We start from the raw sequence: 14,582 nt of genomic DNA, 5'->3' as shown, positions 1-14,582 counted from the left end.
GGGGGCTGGTCGCGCCCATGCGGAGGAGCGGCGGATTGATACAGCCCCGCGCCCCTTAAGTTGGAAGGCACCTGGCATCTTTGCCAGTGAACGGATGTTTCGGGAAGGTGCGCCATGGCTAACGCAGGCCCCAATGCCTCGGCTCGGACCAGTGTCTGGCTGGAAGGCAAGGCGCGCCGGAAGGGGCAGCCCTCGGGGCTGGACCGGGAGCGGATCATCGAGGCCACCGTTCGGCTGCTCGACACGGACGGCCTGGCGAAGTTCTCCATGCGCCGGCTGGCCACCGAGCTGAACGTGACCGCGATGTCCGTCTACTGGTACGTCGACACCAAGGACGACCTGCTCGAACTCGCCCTGGACGCGGCCTTCGGCGGTCTCGGTCTGCCGGACCCGGAGGCCGACGAGGACTGGCGGGAGCAGCTGCGCACGATCGCGAGGGAGTACCGGGGCCTGCTGGTCCGCCACCCCTGGGTCTCCCCGCTGGCCGGCACCTTCCTCAACATCGGCCCCAACTCCCTTGCCCTGTCCCGGATCGTGCACCGGGTCGTCCGCAAGTCCGGCCTGCCCGCGCATGGCATCACGGGCGCGATCTCGGCCGTCTTCCAGTTCGTCTACGGCTTCGGCACCATCGAGGGCCACTTCATCGCCCGCGCCGGCCAGGCCGGCATGACCCAGGACGCCTACTTCCGCCACGCGATGGCCTCGGCGACCCGGTCCCCCGACGCCGCCGAGATCCTCAAGGAGAACGAGGAGATCATGACGGCGAGGGGCGGCGACACGGTCGAGGAGATGAGAGACAGGGACTTCACGTTCGCCCTGGACCTACTGGTCAAAGGCATCGAGGCCATGGTGGAGCGCCCTTAGGGGCGCGGGGAACTGCGCGAGAACCCCGACGGACCGGCGGCCGCCGACGAACCGAAGTCCCCACCCCTCACGCGTCCGGCGAAGCCAACCGCGCCGGGAACCCGCCGGTGGCAACCGGCCCCCACCGCTCCGGCGTGACCCGAATGATCGACTTCCCCTGCCGCACCATCGCCGAACGGTACTCGTCCCAGTCCGGGTGCTCCCCGGAGATGTTCCGGAAGTACTCCACCAACGGCTCCACGGACTCCGGCGAGTCGATGACCTCCGCGGTCCCGTCGACCTGCACCCACGGCCCGTCCCAGTCGTCGCTCAGCACGACCACGCTCACCCGGGGATCCCGCTTCGCGTTCCGCGTCTTCGCCCGCTCGGGATACGTCGACACGACGATCCGCCCCGAGTCGTCGACCCCACAGGTCAGCGGCGAGGCCTGCGGCGAGCCGTCCGCCCGCCGCGTCAGCAGGAGCGCCCGGTGCCGGGGCCGCACGAAGTCCAGCAGCTCGTCCAGGGAGACGGACGTGTTGGTCGCAATGTTCGGTGCCATGGGATCAGCCTAGTTGGAGCGCCACGGCGTGCCAGCGCACGGCGTCACGGCCGAGCCGGTCGGCGCCCTCGGCCACGGTCCGCAGCAGCCTCAGCCCCGCCTGGGTCCCCTGCTCGGCGACCTCCTCGGGCGGGATGTCGAACATCCGCCTGTTCACGGGCGGCTGCCCGCGCCGCAGGGTGATCAGCAGGAGCCCGCCGGGCGCGAGCAGCCCGGCCAGCCGCCGCATCGCGACGGGCCGTTCCTCCGGCGGCAGATGCATCCACACCGCGGACAGCAGCACGACGTCGTACGGCCCCCGCACACCCGGTATCTCCGGCAGCGCGCCCGTCCGCCAGGTCACCCCGCTGCCGGGGTGCAGCCGCTCCGCCACCCGGCGCAGCTCCGCCACCGGCTCCACCGCGTCGACCGTGTACCCGCGCCCGGCCAGCGCCGTCGCGTCCCGCCCCGTTCCCGCGCCGACGTCCAGCACCCGCGCGGGCGCCTCCGGCAACAGGTCCAGCAGCGCCCCGTGCACGTCCTCGAACGAGACGCTCTCGTAGACCTCGCCCAGCCGCTCCGCCGACTCGGCGTAGTACGCCTGCACCCCCGTGCTCTGCTCCATACCCGAACCGTACGACCCACCACTGACAACGCCCCCGACCGGCGACCAGCGGCCGTCGCCCCCGACCGGCGACCCGCCAACCGGCGTCCCGCGGCCTGACCCCGGACCGGCGATCCGCCTGCCGGCGTCCCGCGGCCGGCGCCCCTCCGACCGCCGCCCCCGGCCGTCGACCCCGACCAGCGATCCTCCGACCCGCAGCCAGCGACCCCCGCCCAGCGACCCCCGACCGACTACCCCCCCCGCCCAACGCCCCCCGGTCGCCCCCGCCTCACCACCCCGCCTCACCCCTCCGGCACCGACTCCCCCTGCACCGCCTGCACATCCAGCTCGACCTTCAGCGTGGTGCCGATCGCCGCGATCCCCGCCTGTACGACCTGGTTGTAGTTCATGGCGAAGTCCTCCCGCCGCAGCTGCGTGGTCGCCTTGAAGGCGGCCCGTGTCCCGCCCCAGGGGTCCGCGCCCGTGCCCAGGTAGGCGAGGTCCAGGTCGACCGGCCGTACGACACCGCGCATCGCCAGCTCGCCCCGTACGGTCCAGCGGTCCGTCCCGGCCACGACGAGACCCGTCGACCGGTAGGTGATTTCCGGGTACCGCGCCACGTCCAGGAAGTCCGCCGAGCGCAGGTGTTCGTCCCGCATCGCGTTCCCGGTGTCGATGGAGGCCGCCCGGATGACCGCCTCCACCCGGGACTTGGTCACGTCGTCCGGGGCGACCTCGATCGCCGCGGTGAAGTCGGTGAAGCGGCCGTGGACGCTGGAGATGCCCAGGTGCTGGGCGACCGCGCCCACGCCGGAGTGGGCCGGGTCGACGGTCCAGGGACCGGGCGGCGGCAGTTCCGCGCCGCCGACCCGGGCCAGCGTGACCGTGCCGACCTCGGCCCGGCCGCTCGCGGTGACGATCGCGCCGGCGGCGGTGGGCGCGTACCCGACGGCCGTGACGATGACGGTGTACGGCCCCGGCTCCAGCGGGGTACCGTCCCGTACGGCCCCCTCCGCGTCCGCCTCCGCGCGCAGCACCTGCGTGCCGGTCATGTCGGTCACCGTGACGACCGCGTGCGACACGGCCCATCCGTCACGGGTTCGGATCCTCGCGGTCAGTGGCATGTCTCAGAACTCCTCGAAGCGGACCGGCCCGTGGCGGGCGCGCGCCTCCGCTCGGAGCGCGCGTCCCCCGCCACAGGCCGGAGTGGGTGGAACTACTCGCCGGGGTGGGCGAGTTCGATGTCGTGTCCGTCGACCGCGGGGCCGTTCACCGTCAGGGCCGTGGCCTGCGGCGGGTAGCCCGCGGCGATGACCGTGTACTCGCCGCCGTCCAGGTCGGTGAAGGCGTACGCCCCGTCCGTCCCGGTGGTGGCGGTGCCGACCACGTTGCCGGCGGCGTCCACGAGGGTGACCCGGGCGTCGGCCAGCGGGCCCTGCGGCGCCCGGACGACACCCTGGAGGCGGGCGCCCGAGTCCAGGTCCACCTCGATGCGGGTGACTCCGGTGCCGCCGACCTCGACGGGCAGCGCGCGCGGCCGGAACCCGGCGGCGTTGACCGCGACGGTCACGGCACCCGGGACCAGCTCGCCGAAGGCGAACTCGCCCTGCTCACCGGTGGTCCCGGTGGCCAGCAGGTCGCCGCGCACATCGGTGACGATCACCATGGCGTCCTTGACCGGCTCCCCGCTCTGCGCGGCCCGCACGAGCCCGTTCAGCCCGCTGGTGCCGCTGAGGAGGATGTCGTAGGCGACCGGCTCGCCGCCCACCAGGACGGTGGACGCCTGCGGCTGGAAGCCGTCCGCGGAGGCGATCAGGACGTACGACCCGACGGCGGGCGCGTCGACCGCGTAGGACCCGTCGGCCTGGGCGACCGAGCGGCCCAGCTGCTGTCCCGCAAGGGAGATCAGCGTGACCGCGGCCTGCGGGACCGGGACGCCCTCGTTGCCGCGCACGAAGCCGCGGACCGGGATGGAGCCGGGGCCCTCACCGGAGGCCTCCGCACGGGCCAGGGTGGCCACGGCGGACAGCCGCTGGGTGCCCTCGGGGGCGGTCCCGGTATCCGAGGTGACGGACTCGGTGGCCGCCCAGCTCGGGGTGTGCCCGGCGCCGGCGGTCTCCACCGGAGCCTCGGAGGGCGCCGAAGCGGGAGCCTCCGCCGCGGCGGCCTGCGCCAGCGCGCCCTTCGTCCGCAGCGGGACCTCCTTGATGAACAGGGTGATCAGGAACGCGACGGCCGCGAGGGCGCCGGCGATCAGGAACACGTCGGCGATGCCGTGGCCGTAGGAGCTCTCCATGAGCGTGCGCAGCGGAGCGGGCAGCTTGGCCAGGTCCGGGATGCTGTCGGTGGAGGAGCTGGAACCGGCCAGGGCGGCCCGGTACTTCGGGTCGAGAGCGGCGGCGCCGTCCGAGACGTAGTGGGTGATCCGGTGGGACATGACCGCGCCCAGCGCCGAGACGCCGACCGCTCCGCCGAGGGACCGGAAGAAGGTGACCGTGGAGCTGGCCGAGCCGAGGTCGGACGGGTCGACCTGGTTCTGGGTGCAGAGCACCAGGTTCTGCATCATCATGCCGATGCCGAGACCCAGCAGGGCCATGAAGATCGACATCTTCCAGTAGGCCGTGTCGTACCGGATGGTGCCCAGCAGGCCGAGCCCGGCCGTCACGAGGACGCCACCGCTGACCAGCCATGCCTTCCAGCGGCCGGTGCGGGTGATGAACTGCCCGGACACGGTGGAGGAGATGAACAGTCCGCCGATCATCGGGATGGTCATGACGCCGGACATCGTCGGGGACTTGTCGCGGGCCAGCTGGAAGTACTGGCTGAAGAAGACCGTGCCGGTGAACATCGCGACACCGACGAACAGCGAGGCCAGCGAGGCCAGGGTGATCGTGCGGTTCCTGAACAGCCGCAGCGGAATGATCGGTTCGCTCGCCTTGGACTCGATCAGCACGAACAGCAGACCGAGGACGATCGAGCCGCCGACCATCGTGTACGTCTGCCAGGACAGCCAGTCGTACTTGTCACCGGCGAAGGTGACCCAGACCAGCAGCAGGGAGACGGCGGCGGCGATGGCGGTGGCGCCGCCCCAGTCGACCTTGACCTCCCGCTTGACCACGGGCAGGTGCAGGGTCTTCTGGAGCACGATCAGGGCGACGACGGCGAAGGGGACGCCGACGTAGAAGCACCAGCGCCAGCCCAGCCACGAGGTGTCGGTGATGACACCGCCGAGCAGCGGGCCGCCGACGGTGGCGACGGCGAAGGTCGCGCCGAGGTAGCCGGAGTAACGGCCGCGCTCACGCGGGGAGATCATCGCGGCCATGACGATCTGCGCGAGGGCGGACAGACCGCCGACGCCGATGCCCTGGACGACGCGGCAGGCGATCAGCATGCCGGAGTTCTGGGAGAGACCCGCGGCCGCCGAGCCCAGGACGTAGATGACGAGCGCTATCTGGACGAGGGCCTTCTTGCTGTACAGGTCGGCGAGCTTGCCCCACAGGGGGGTGGCCGCGGTCATCGACAGCAGGGCGGCGGTGACGACCCAGGTGTAGGCGGACTGGCCGCCGCCGAGGTCGCTGATGATGTGCGGGAGCGCGTTGGTGACGATCGTGGACGACAGGATCGCCACGAACATGCCGAGCAGCAGGCCGGAGATGGCTTCCATGATCTGGCGGTGCGTCATGGGGCCGTGCTCGCCGGAGCCTCCTCCGTGCTTGGCGTGTGCCCGCACACCGGCTGGTGTGGTCGTTGCCATGGGCTTCCTTCTCTTACGTGGTGATCGCGGGTGTACGGGTGGTCTGTTCGAGTACGGGGGGTGCGGGCGGCCGGGGTTCGGGGCCGTGCGCGCGGGTGTCGTCGAAGCTCGCTCGCAGCCGGGCCATCAGGGCCGTCAGCTGGGCCACTTCGTCGTCGCTCCAGTCGCCGAGCCGCTCGGAGAGCATCAGGCAGGTCCGCCGCGACAGCTGGTCCAGGAGTGCCCGGCCGGCCGGGGTCAGCCTGAGGATGCGCGAGCGCCGGTCCGCCGGGTCGGGGGAGCGCTCGATCCAGCCGCGCTCGACGACGTGCGCCACATGGCGGCTGGTCACGGACATGTCCACGGCGAGCAGCTCGGAGAGCCTGCTCATGCGCATGTCTCCGTAGCGCCCGAGCAGGGTCAGCACGGCGGCGGAACCGGCGGGGCAGTCGGACGGCATCATCCGCCCCATCTCCCGCTTCACGGCTCCGAAGGCGCTGAACTGGCGGATCAGCTCCTCGTATCGCGCCTGCTCGGCCATCACACCTCCCGTATTCGTTGCTTTGGGCAACCATAGGCTTGCTTGGTTGCTACAGGCAAATAAAACGGCGTGAGTGCGGCATAAAAACTTGGCAAAGGCAAGTATTGCGAACGTAAACCAGCACGTGAGACCCCCTAAGGCCCCCGTCGGCCCCGCACTTGGGCCCCATCGCCGGATTCGCTAGGGTCTCTGGGCATGGCTGACAACCAGGGCCCCCAGGGCAACTACGACCCCGCCGGCAGCACTCAGATGTTCCGTGCCTTCGTCGACGAGGCTCCCCAGGGCGGACGGCAGCAGGCCGCGCCCGCCGCCTCCGCAGGACCCCGCGTGGGTCTGATCATCGGCGTGATCGTCGCCGTCGCGGTCGTGGCCGCGGTGGCCTGGCTGGCGCTGAAGTAAGAGGAACTAACCCCACCGGACGGTGACGTCCCGCGTCTCCACCCGCATGCCCAGCGGCACGCGCCACGCGTCGACGCACACCGTCCAGGTCTCCGCCGGCCGCGCGCCGGCATCGATCGGCACCGGGAGTCCCACCGTGGACTCCACGGTCGCCCAGTCGATGCCGAGCGCGCCGATGACGTGTGTCCCGAAGACGACGGTCCCCGAAGTCACCGGCGAGCCACCGGTGTTGCGGAACTCCAGGGTGACGTCCTCGCACCAGCGCCGGTCGGTGGCCTCCCGGACCGGCTCCGACCAGACCAGGGCCGCGGGTTTCGGGCTCCCCTCCGCGGAAGGGGAAGCCGAGGGGCTACGGCCGTCCCCGGCGCCCTCGGTGGGCCCAGCGGGTGCGGCCGTGGAACTGCCGACGCCGGTCGGCGTACCGGTCCGCGGGGTGCCGGCCGCCGTCGATCCTGGCGAAGTGCCGTGCCGGGCGGCCGGGTTCGCCGACGCCGGGCTGCTGCCCGGACCGGACGGGGTTGCCTGGAGCGGCACCAGGGTCACATCGCCGGTCGGCCCGACGGCCGTATCGGATGAAGGTGTGGGGCCACCCGCCGCGCCCGTGGCGACGTAACCCTCGCCGTCGCCCGCGCCGCACGAGGCCAGGACCGCGCCGAGACAGACGACGGCCGCCGACGCGCCGAGCAGGGCGCACCGACGGCCATGTGTCCAGGTCGTCCGGGGTGAACGAGGCATCGCGCCATGGTGGCTGACGCCCCGTCGGATGGGAACCCTCGCGCAGGGACGGATCAGTCGGAGATGAGACCCTCGCGCAGCTGGGCCAGCGTGCGGGTGAGCAGCCGGGAGACGTGCATCTGCGAGATGCCGACCTCCTCGCCGATCTGCGACTGGGTCATGTTGGCGAAGAAGCGGAGCATGATGATCTGCCGCTCACGGGGCGGCAGCTTCGCCAGCAGGGGCTTGAGGGATTCGCGGTACTCCACGCCCTCCAGCGCGGTGTCCTCGTAGCCGAGGCGGTCCGCGAGGGAGCCCTCGCCGCCGTCGTCCTCCGGGGCGGGGGAGTCCAGCGAGGAGGCGGTATAGGCGTTGCCCACCGCGAGGCCGTCGACGACGTCCTCCTCGGACACGCCGAGCACCGAGGCGAGTTCGGCGACCGTCGGGGAGCGGTCCAGCTTCTGGGAGAGCTCGTCGCTGGCCTTGGTGAGGGCCAGCCGCAGCTCCTGGAGGCGGCGCGGGACGCGGACCGACCACGAGGTGTCGCGGAAGAACCGCTTGATCTCGCCCACGACCGTCGGCATCGCGAACGTCGGGAACTCCACGCCCCGTTCGCAGTCGAAGCGGTCGATCGCCTTGATCAGGCCGATGGTGCCGACCTGGACGATGTCCTCCATCGGCTCGTTGCGCGAGCGGAAGCGGGCCGCCGCGTAGCGCACCAGCGGGAGGTTGAGCTCGATGAGGGTGTCCCGGACGTACGCGCGCTCGGGGCTGTTCTCGTCGAGTGCGGCGAGCCGCAGGAAGAGGGAGCGGGACAGGGTGCGGGTGTCGATGGCTCCGGACGCGGCCGGGAGGGCCGGGGTCGGGGCGGCCTCGACAGCCGGGACGTCGATGAGCGCGGGCGCAGCCTCGCTCTTCGTGAGCGTGAGCACCTTCGAGCTGCCCTGGTCTGCGGACATGCCACCCCCTTTGGGTCGCGGGACGGTACGGCGAACGCTTCGTCGAGGAACGTCAGCCTTCACCTGAATACCGGAGCCGAAGCCCCGGCAAACGCGCTTCCGGCAGAATGTCACATGTCGGCAACACGCTGTAGTGACATGTCGACACGTGAGACGCGAATCCGCCCTGGATAAAGGGGGTCTGACGGTTTTTCGGCACAGAAGGGTCGGGAACGGCGCCGGTGAGCGATTCGCTCGCCCCGGTTACGCCTCGACAGTGCTTGCGAACTGCGGTGTTACGGGATGTGCGACCGTGCGCCCCTTATGCATCCGCCATGCGCCCACAGCTATGTGTCCGCGGCTGTGTTTCGACGGCTGTGCGCCCACGCCTCTATGCGGCGATCCTCTACGCGTCGATGCGATTGGCGGACCGCAGCCGTTGAAAGCTACGCGCGAGTAGCCTCGAAACGTGCATCTGCGAGACGCCGAGTTCCGCGCTGATTTGCGACTGGGTGAGGTTGCTGTAGTAGCGCAGCAGAAGGATTCTCTGTTCGCGCTCGGGGAGTTGCACCAGCAGATGCCGGACCAGGTCGCGGTGCTCCACGCCGTCCAGCGCCGGATCCTCGTAGCCGAGCCGGTCCAGCAGACCCGGCAGCCCGTCGCCCTCCTGGGCCGCCTCCAGGGAGGTGGCGTGGTACGACCGGCCGGCCTCGATGCAGGACAGCACCTCGTCCTCGCCGATGCGCAGCCGCTCGGCGATCTCGGCGGTCGTCGGGATGCGCCCGAAGGCGGTCGTCAGGTCCTCGGTGGCGCTGTTGACCTGCACCCACAGCTCGTGCAGCCGGCGCGGGACGTGGACCGTGCGGACGTTGTCGCGGAAGTACCGCTTGATCTCGCCTACGACGGTCGGCATCGCGAAGGTGGGGAACTGCACGCCCCGCTCCGGGTCGAAGCGGTCGATGGCGTTGATCAGCCCGATGGTGCCGACCTGGATCACGTCCTCCATCGGCTCGTTGCGGGAGCGGAAGCGGGCGGCCGCGTAGCGCACGAGCGGGAGGTTGGCCTCGATGAGCGCCGCCCGCACCCGGGTGTGCTCCGGCGTGCCCGGCTGGAGCCCCTTCAACTGGCCGAAGAGCACCTGGGTGAGCGCCCGTGTGTCGGCGCCGCGGCTGCGGGGGGCCGCCTCCTGGGGAGGGGCCGCCTCCTGGGGAGGCGCGGTACTGGCCGACACGGTCAACGCCACCTCTTCGTTGGTCAACTCATCCGTCAAAAGCGGTCATAGCATCACAAGACATGTGCACTGTGTGCAAGCACCGCATAACGTTGGGTTACGCCGTGTTGAGAGGAAGGTAAGAGCGAGTTGGGGCGCAGGACGCGGAAAAGCCTCCCGTCGTTCCCGGCGGGAGGCTTCTGAACGCTCTTGATCGGCTGGGGCTCGGCTCCGGCTCAGTAGGTGTAGTCCGCGACCACCCAGGTCGCGAACTCCTTCCACAGTGCCACGCCCGCCTGGTGCTCCGGGTGCTCGGCGTAGGTCCGCAGCGCCGCCGCGTCCTCGAAGCCGGAGTTGATCGCGAAGTCGTAGGCGATGGGGCGGTCGCTGAAGTTCCAGCCCAGCTCCCAGAAGCGGATCTCGGGGATCTTGCCGTCGAGGGCGCGGAACGCCTCCTCGCCCGCCACGACCCGGGGATCGTCGCGCTCGACACCCTCGTTGAGCTTGAACAGGACGAGATGGCGGATCATGGGCGCTCCCTCGGTTTCGTCAGTGCGCCCCGTCGGCCAGCCAGGTGAAGAAGTCGCCCACGGCCTTGGCGGCGTCCGATATGCCCTCGAACCCTATCTGCACGTAGTCGGCGGCCTTGGCCGGGTCCGTGATGATCACGTACAGGACGAAGACCACGACCAGATAGACGGCGATCTTCTTACCGTTCACCGCCATCGCGGCCTCCCCCGCTTCTGCTGTTGCCTATGGGGCGCGAGTGTAACCGGGGTGATCAGTACGCATGAAGGGCCCCGTCTTGCGACGGGGCCCTTCTCAAGCGGTAGCGGAGGGATTTGAACCCTCGGTGACTTGCGCCACACTCGCTTTCGAGGCGAGCTCCTTCGGCCGCTCGGACACGCTACCGAGGGAGACCTTACAGCAAGGCGGGGCGTGGTTTGAAATCGGTATCCGGCGCCCCGGTGGCGTTCCCGGCGTCGTGCCGTCAGCGGTTCCGGAAGAAGTCCGTGAGGAGGCGGGCGCATTCGTCGGCGAGGACTCCCTCGACGACCTCGGGGCGGTGGTTGAGGCGCCGGTCGCGGACCACGTCCCAGAGGGAGCCGGCCGCGCCCGCCTTCTCGTCCCGGGCGCCGTAGACCACCCGGTCCACCCGGGACTGCACGATCGCGCCCGCGCACATCGTGCAGGGCTCCAGCGTGACGACGAGCGTGCAGCCGGTCAGCCGCCACTCGCCGAGCTCCGCCGCAGCCCGCCTGATCGCGAGGATCTCCGCGTGCGCGGTCGGATCACCGCCCGCCTCGCGTTCGTTGTGGCCGGCGGCGAGCACCGTCGTACCGTCCGGGGACAGTACGACGGCACCCACCGGCACGTCCGGGCCCGCCTTGCGAGCCTCGTCCAGGGCGAGCCGCATCGCCGCCCGCCAGCGGTCGCGCACCGGGTCCGGCGCGGTGGCTCCGGTCAGCGGACGGTCTCCAGGACCTCCGAGGCGCCCAGGGCCTCGGCGATCTCGGTGACCGCGTCCTCCGACAGGGACTTCAGCTCCTTCTCGCTGACGCCCAGGTCGTCGAGGACCGTGGGGTCACCGACCGGACCGTGCGGCACGGCCTCGGCGGAGCCGCCGCCGCTCGTGGTGTCGTCGCCCTCGTCCTCGTCGTCCTCACCGTCCTCGGTGCCGTCGAGGTCGAGGGCGTCCAGGTCGGGGTCGTCGTCGCCGGGCTCCCTTCCGAGCAGTTCGTCGGTGAGCAGGATCTCGCCGTACGAGCTGCGGGCGGCGGCTGCCGCGTCCGAGACGTAGATACGGGGGTCTTCCTCACCGTCGATACGGACGACGCCGAACCAGGCGTCCTCCTGCTCGATGAGGACGAGCACCGTGTCGTCCTCGGCCGAGGCTTCCCGGGCGAGGTCGGCCAGATCCGACAGGGTCTCCACATCGTCCAGCTCTGTGTCGCTCGCTTCCCACCCGTCTTCGGTGCGCGCGAGCAGTGCGGCGAAGTACACCGTGACTCTCCCACTGGTCATAGGCGTGCCGGTTGGGGGTCCCCCCGGCGGAGGTTACGGGCGGGGAGAGCTCGGGCTCCGAGCCCCACCCACTCGGAATCGTGGCAGAAACAAGGCGTTCAGGGGACGTCTTCGGCACCCTGTGTCCGGTGGTTTTGATCGCACGCGCGTCGGCACGTCGGTGTTGGACTCACCAGCGCACTCGTCGCCGCCACGAGCGGGATCGTACGCGGGTTTTCCAAGCGCCTTCGCACGGGCACCTGTTCAGGGCACCGGGAGGGCGTCGAGGGCGGGGTTCCGGAGCCTGCGTCGGCGTTCCTGGGCGTGTGCGGGTTCTTACCAGCGGAAGGTCCGCATGCGCATCGCGTGCCGCAGTCGGGCGACCTTCGCGCGGCGTGGCTGGACCCGGTCGCGCAGTTCGCGGGCCTCGGCGAGGTCGCGCAGGAACTGGGCGCGGCGGCGGCGGCGCTCGGCGTCGGTCTCGTGGGGGTTGCGGGGGGTGCGGAGGATCTGGGTGCCGGGGAGGTCCTGGGTGCCGGTGGACTCTTGGGCGCCGGTGGGCTCTCGGGTGCCGCGGATGTCCTGGACGTCGGGTGGGGGCGCGTCTCGGGGTTCCCCGGAAGCTCCCGCGTTTCGGGGGTCTGCGGAGGTTCCCGCGTTTCGCGTCCGTCGCGGTTTCTGCCGTGACGGCTTCTGTCGTGACGGTTTCCGTCCGGATTCGCGCTCCGGCAGGTCAGGCATAGGCTCACCACCCTGTTGTCCGTCCCTCCCACCTTCCCTCGGACGGGGGGTTTGACGCCAGCGCGAGTGCGGCGGTGGTGCCGGTTACTGTTGTGGACATGCGCCTCCACGTCGTCGACCACCCCCTGGTCGCCCACAAGCTCACCACCCTGCGCGACCAGCGCACCGACTCCGCGACCTTCCGCCGTCTCGCCGACGAGCTGGTCACCCTGCTCGCCTACGAGGCCACGCGTGACGTGCGCACCGAGGCGGTCGACATCAAGACGCCGGTCGCCGCGACGACCGGTGTGAAGCTGTCGTATCCGCGACCGCTGGTGGTGCCGATCCTGCGGGCCGGGCTCGGCATGCTGGACGGCATGGTCCGGCTGCTGCCGACCGCGGAGGTCGGTTTCCTCGGCATGATCCGCAACGAGGAGACGCTCCAGGCCACGACGTACGCGGCGCGGATGCCGGAGGACCTCTCGGGCCGGCAGGTCTATGTCCTCGACCCGATGCTGGCCACGGGCGGCACGCTGGTGGCGGCGATCCGTGAGCTGATCAAGCGGGGTGCGGACGATGTGACCGCGGTGGTGCTGCTGGCCGCGCCGGAGGGCGTGGAGATCATGGAACGCGAGCTGGCGGGGACGCCGGTGACGGTCGTGACGGCGGCGGTCGACGACCATCTGAACGAGCAGGGGTACATCGTGCCGGGGCTGGGGGATGCGGGGGATCGGCTGTACGGGGCGGCGGAGTAGCGGTCTGGTCGTCGGTCGGGTGCGGCGGGGTGGGGGCGGGCGTTTTGCGCAGTTCCCCGCGCCCCTGAATGCCTGCGGCGGCCCGTTTCTGTCCGGTGGGGGCGTGTGTAGCGCGTTCCGTCCGGTGGGTGGGTCGGTGCCGGGGTGGGGGGTATCCGTCCTCGGTCCGGCGGCTCGGTCTCTCGAGCAGGGGCCCGGTTCCGGACGCCGGCCGCTGCGGGCGGACACCCCCCACCCCGTCCCCTTCACGCCGTACGCGGCCAACAGTGCGTCGTGGCGCACGTCCACTGCACCCACCCAGGGGCGCGGGGAACTGCGCGACCAGCCCCCACCCGGCCGCGGCCGCCTGACAACCGCACCCGGTACCCCCGCAGGCGCCCTCAGCAGCTCTTCTTCGAGGACGTTGCCGTCGGCTCTGGATGTGCCAGCGCAGCCAACGCCTTGTCCGCCGCCGCCTTGCTGTTCAGGGTCTTGAACGCCGAGCCGATGATCAGGTCGACCTCCGTCCCCTTACGCGTATCCGTCCGCGTCTCCGCCGCAGCGACCTGCGTGCCGAGTACCGGCAAGGACGTCTTCAGCGCCGACGCCGGACCGAGCAGCAGCCCCGTGCCCTTGACCTTCTTGTCGTAGGCGGCCGTCGCGTTGCCCACGTCGCCGATCCGGAAGCCCCGCTTCTTCAGCTCGTCCGCCGTCTTCTTGGCAAGGCCACCCCGCTTGGTGGCGTTGAAGACGTTGACGGTGATCTGGCCCGGCTTGGGCAGCGTCGCCGTGGGTGCGGAGGGCGAGGGGCTGACCTTGCTCGCGCAGTCGGCCTTGGGCCCCGCCGCGGACGCCTTGTCGCCGCCCGTGAAGACGTCGATGAGCTGGAGCGTGCCCCAGCCGACCAGGCTCAGCGCGGCGACGGAGGCCACCACGCCGAACACGAGCCTGCCGCGCCGCCGGGGCCGACGCATCCGGGGGTACTTGTCTCCCGTGATCCGGTACTTACCGCCCATGCCGGGGGGCGTCAGCATGCTCATGGGCGCAGCGTAGTGCGCTCGGGCGGTGATTCCTACTAGATGATCATTGACCGCGGCGCAGGAGAACCCGAAAGGGCCAAACCTTTACAGCGCGGTCACTCAGTCCAGCTCGAGCACACGCGCGTGCAGCACCTGTCGCTGCTGGAGCGCCGCCCGCACCGCGCGGTGGAGGCCGTCCTCGAGGTAGAGGTCGCCCTGCCACTTCACGACGTGCGCGAACAGGTCGCCGTAGAACGTCGAGTCCTCGGCGAGCAGGGTCTCCAGGTCGAGCTGGCCCTTGGTCGTCACGAGCTGATCGAGGCGGACCGGGCGCGGTGCGACGTCCGCCCACTGCCGGGTGCTTTCCCGGCCGTGGTCGGGGTACGGCCGGCCGTTTCCGATGCGCTTGAAGATCACACGGAAAGCCTACCGGTCAAGACCTTCCGGGCGCAGCCATGGCGGGCGAGTGCGACGCTTGAAAAAATGCCAGAAAACTGGGCAAAGCGGGAACAGAGGTCAGGTATGAGCGAGCGAAAGACCGCGCCCGGGGGTGTCACGGGGGGCCCGGCGGGAACTGCCGAC

At 70.9% G+C, this 14,582-nt stretch carries 18 protein-coding genes and 1 tRNA gene; 3 read left to right on the top strand and 16 right to left on the bottom strand.

All coding sequences use genetic code 11. The features are described 5' to 3' along the window. The first annotated feature begins 114 nt into the window (after positions 1-114). On the top strand, positions 115-864 hold the full coding sequence (locus tag H295_RS0103875) for a TetR/AcrR family transcriptional regulator (protein WP_020134026.1): 750 nt from the start codon (positions 115-117) through the stop codon (positions 862-864). Between the two features lie 67 nt (positions 865-931). Here H295_RS0103875 and H295_RS0103870 read toward each other — a convergent pair whose 3' ends face one another. The 5 genes from H295_RS0103870 to H295_RS0103850 all read right to left on the bottom strand — a co-directional run bounded on the left by H295_RS0103870 (position 932) and on the right by H295_RS0103850 (position 6,262). Next, on the bottom strand, positions 932-1,405 hold the full coding sequence (locus H295_RS0103870) for a PPOX class F420-dependent oxidoreductase (RefSeq protein ID WP_020134025.1): 474 nt from the start codon (positions 1,403-1,405) through the stop codon (positions 932-934). Between the two features lie 4 nt (positions 1,406-1,409). Then, on the bottom strand, positions 1,410-2,009 hold the full coding sequence (locus tag H295_RS0103865) for a class I SAM-dependent methyltransferase (RefSeq protein ID WP_043217035.1): 600 nt from the start codon (positions 2,007-2,009) through the stop codon (positions 1,410-1,412). A 281-nt stretch (positions 2,010-2,290) separates the two neighbouring features. Then, complete coding sequence (locus H295_RS0103860; protein WP_020134023.1) at positions 2,291-3,112, bottom strand: YceI family protein; 822 nt, start codon at positions 3,110-3,112, stop codon at positions 2,291-2,293. 92 nt (positions 3,113-3,204) lie between these two features. After that, positions 3,205-5,742 (bottom strand): MFS transporter, encoded by a 2,538-nt coding sequence (locus tag H295_RS0103855; protein WP_028809019.1) that lies wholly within the window; start codon positions 5,740-5,742, stop codon positions 3,205-3,207. 13 nt (positions 5,743-5,755) lie between these two features. Then, positions 5,756-6,262, bottom strand: coding sequence for a MarR family winged helix-turn-helix transcriptional regulator (locus tag H295_RS0103850; protein WP_020134021.1), 507 nt, complete (start codon positions 6,260-6,262; stop codon positions 5,756-5,758). A 195-nt stretch (positions 6,263-6,457) separates the two neighbouring features. On the opposite strand from H295_RS0103850, the gene H295_RS0103845 reads away from it, so the two are divergent. Beyond that, a complete protein-coding gene (locus H295_RS0103845) occupies positions 6,458-6,661 on the top strand; it encodes a hypothetical protein (RefSeq protein WP_020134020.1) in 204 nt (67 codons plus the stop codon). Positions 6,662-6,667: 6 nt separating this feature from the next. On the opposite strand, the gene H295_RS0103840 is transcribed toward H295_RS0103845, so the two are convergent. From H295_RS0103840 to H295_RS42735, 9 genes are all read right to left on the bottom strand, one after another. Next, positions 6,668-7,396, bottom strand: coding sequence for a hypothetical protein (locus tag H295_RS0103840; RefSeq protein ID WP_028809018.1), 729 nt, complete (start codon positions 7,394-7,396; stop codon positions 6,668-6,670). 53 nt (positions 7,397-7,449) lie between these two features. After that, positions 7,450-8,334, bottom strand: coding sequence for an RNA polymerase sigma factor SigF (locus H295_RS0103835; protein WP_020134018.1), 885 nt, complete (start codon positions 8,332-8,334; stop codon positions 7,450-7,452). Between the two features lie 385 nt (positions 8,335-8,719). After that, entirely contained in the window at positions 8,720-9,583 is an 864-nt protein-coding gene (locus H295_RS0103830; protein WP_043217033.1) for an RNA polymerase sigma factor SigF, read from the bottom strand. 176 nt (positions 9,584-9,759) lie between these two features. After that, positions 9,760-10,053 carry a Dabb family protein gene (locus H295_RS0103825; RefSeq protein ID WP_020134016.1) on the bottom strand — a complete coding sequence of 98 codons (294 nt, stop codon included), beginning with the start codon at positions 10,051-10,053 and terminating at the stop codon, positions 9,760-9,762. A 19-nt stretch (positions 10,054-10,072) separates the two neighbouring features. After that, positions 10,073-10,249: a hypothetical protein gene (locus H295_RS47450; protein ID WP_020134015.1), complete on the bottom strand. Its 177-nt coding sequence runs from the start codon at positions 10,247-10,249 to the stop codon at positions 10,073-10,075. A 101-nt stretch (positions 10,250-10,350) separates the two neighbouring features. Next, positions 10,351-10,435: transfer RNA gene (locus H295_RS0103815), tRNA-Ser, on the bottom strand. A 79-nt stretch (positions 10,436-10,514) separates the two neighbouring features. After that, on the bottom strand, positions 10,515-10,940 hold the full coding sequence (gene tadA / locus H295_RS0103810; protein WP_028809016.1) for a tRNA adenosine(34) deaminase TadA: 426 nt from the start codon (positions 10,938-10,940) through the stop codon (positions 10,515-10,517). Positions 10,941-10,987: 47 nt separating this feature from the next. Continuing rightward, positions 10,988-11,527, bottom strand: coding sequence for a hypothetical protein (locus tag H295_RS0103805; protein ID WP_020134013.1), 540 nt, complete (start codon positions 11,525-11,527; stop codon positions 10,988-10,990). A 336-nt stretch (positions 11,528-11,863) separates the two neighbouring features. Further along, positions 11,864-12,268: a hypothetical protein gene (locus tag H295_RS42735; RefSeq protein ID WP_020134012.1), complete on the bottom strand. Its 405-nt coding sequence runs from the start codon at positions 12,266-12,268 to the stop codon at positions 11,864-11,866. A 98-nt stretch (positions 12,269-12,366) separates the two neighbouring features. Between H295_RS42735 and upp the strand changes: the two genes are divergently transcribed. Continuing rightward, a complete protein-coding gene (upp, locus tag H295_RS0103795; protein ID WP_028809015.1) occupies positions 12,367-13,002 on the top strand; it encodes a uracil phosphoribosyltransferase in 636 nt (211 codons plus the stop codon). A gap of 380 nt (positions 13,003-13,382) precedes the next feature. Here upp and H295_RS0103790 read toward each other — a convergent pair whose 3' ends face one another. Both H295_RS0103790 and H295_RS0103785 read right to left on the bottom strand, forming a co-directional pair. Continuing rightward, positions 13,383-14,021: a LytR C-terminal domain-containing protein gene (locus H295_RS0103790; RefSeq protein ID WP_020134010.1), complete on the bottom strand. Its 639-nt coding sequence runs from the start codon at positions 14,019-14,021 to the stop codon at positions 13,383-13,385. A gap of 99 nt (positions 14,022-14,120) precedes the next feature. Further along, a complete protein-coding gene (locus H295_RS0103785) occupies positions 14,121-14,417 on the bottom strand; it encodes a type II toxin-antitoxin system VapB family antitoxin (RefSeq protein ID WP_003999914.1) in 297 nt (98 codons plus the stop codon). Positions 14,418-14,582 lie beyond the last annotated feature (165 nt).

It is taken from the genome of Streptomyces sp. 351MFTsu5.1 (assembly GCF_000383655.1).
GTDB lineage: Bacteria > Actinomycetota > Actinomycetes > Streptomycetales > Streptomycetaceae > Streptomyces > Streptomyces griseorubiginosus.
The sequence above is the reverse complement of the archived record's forward strand: the minus strand, read 5'-3'. Positions and strand labels throughout refer to the sequence as shown.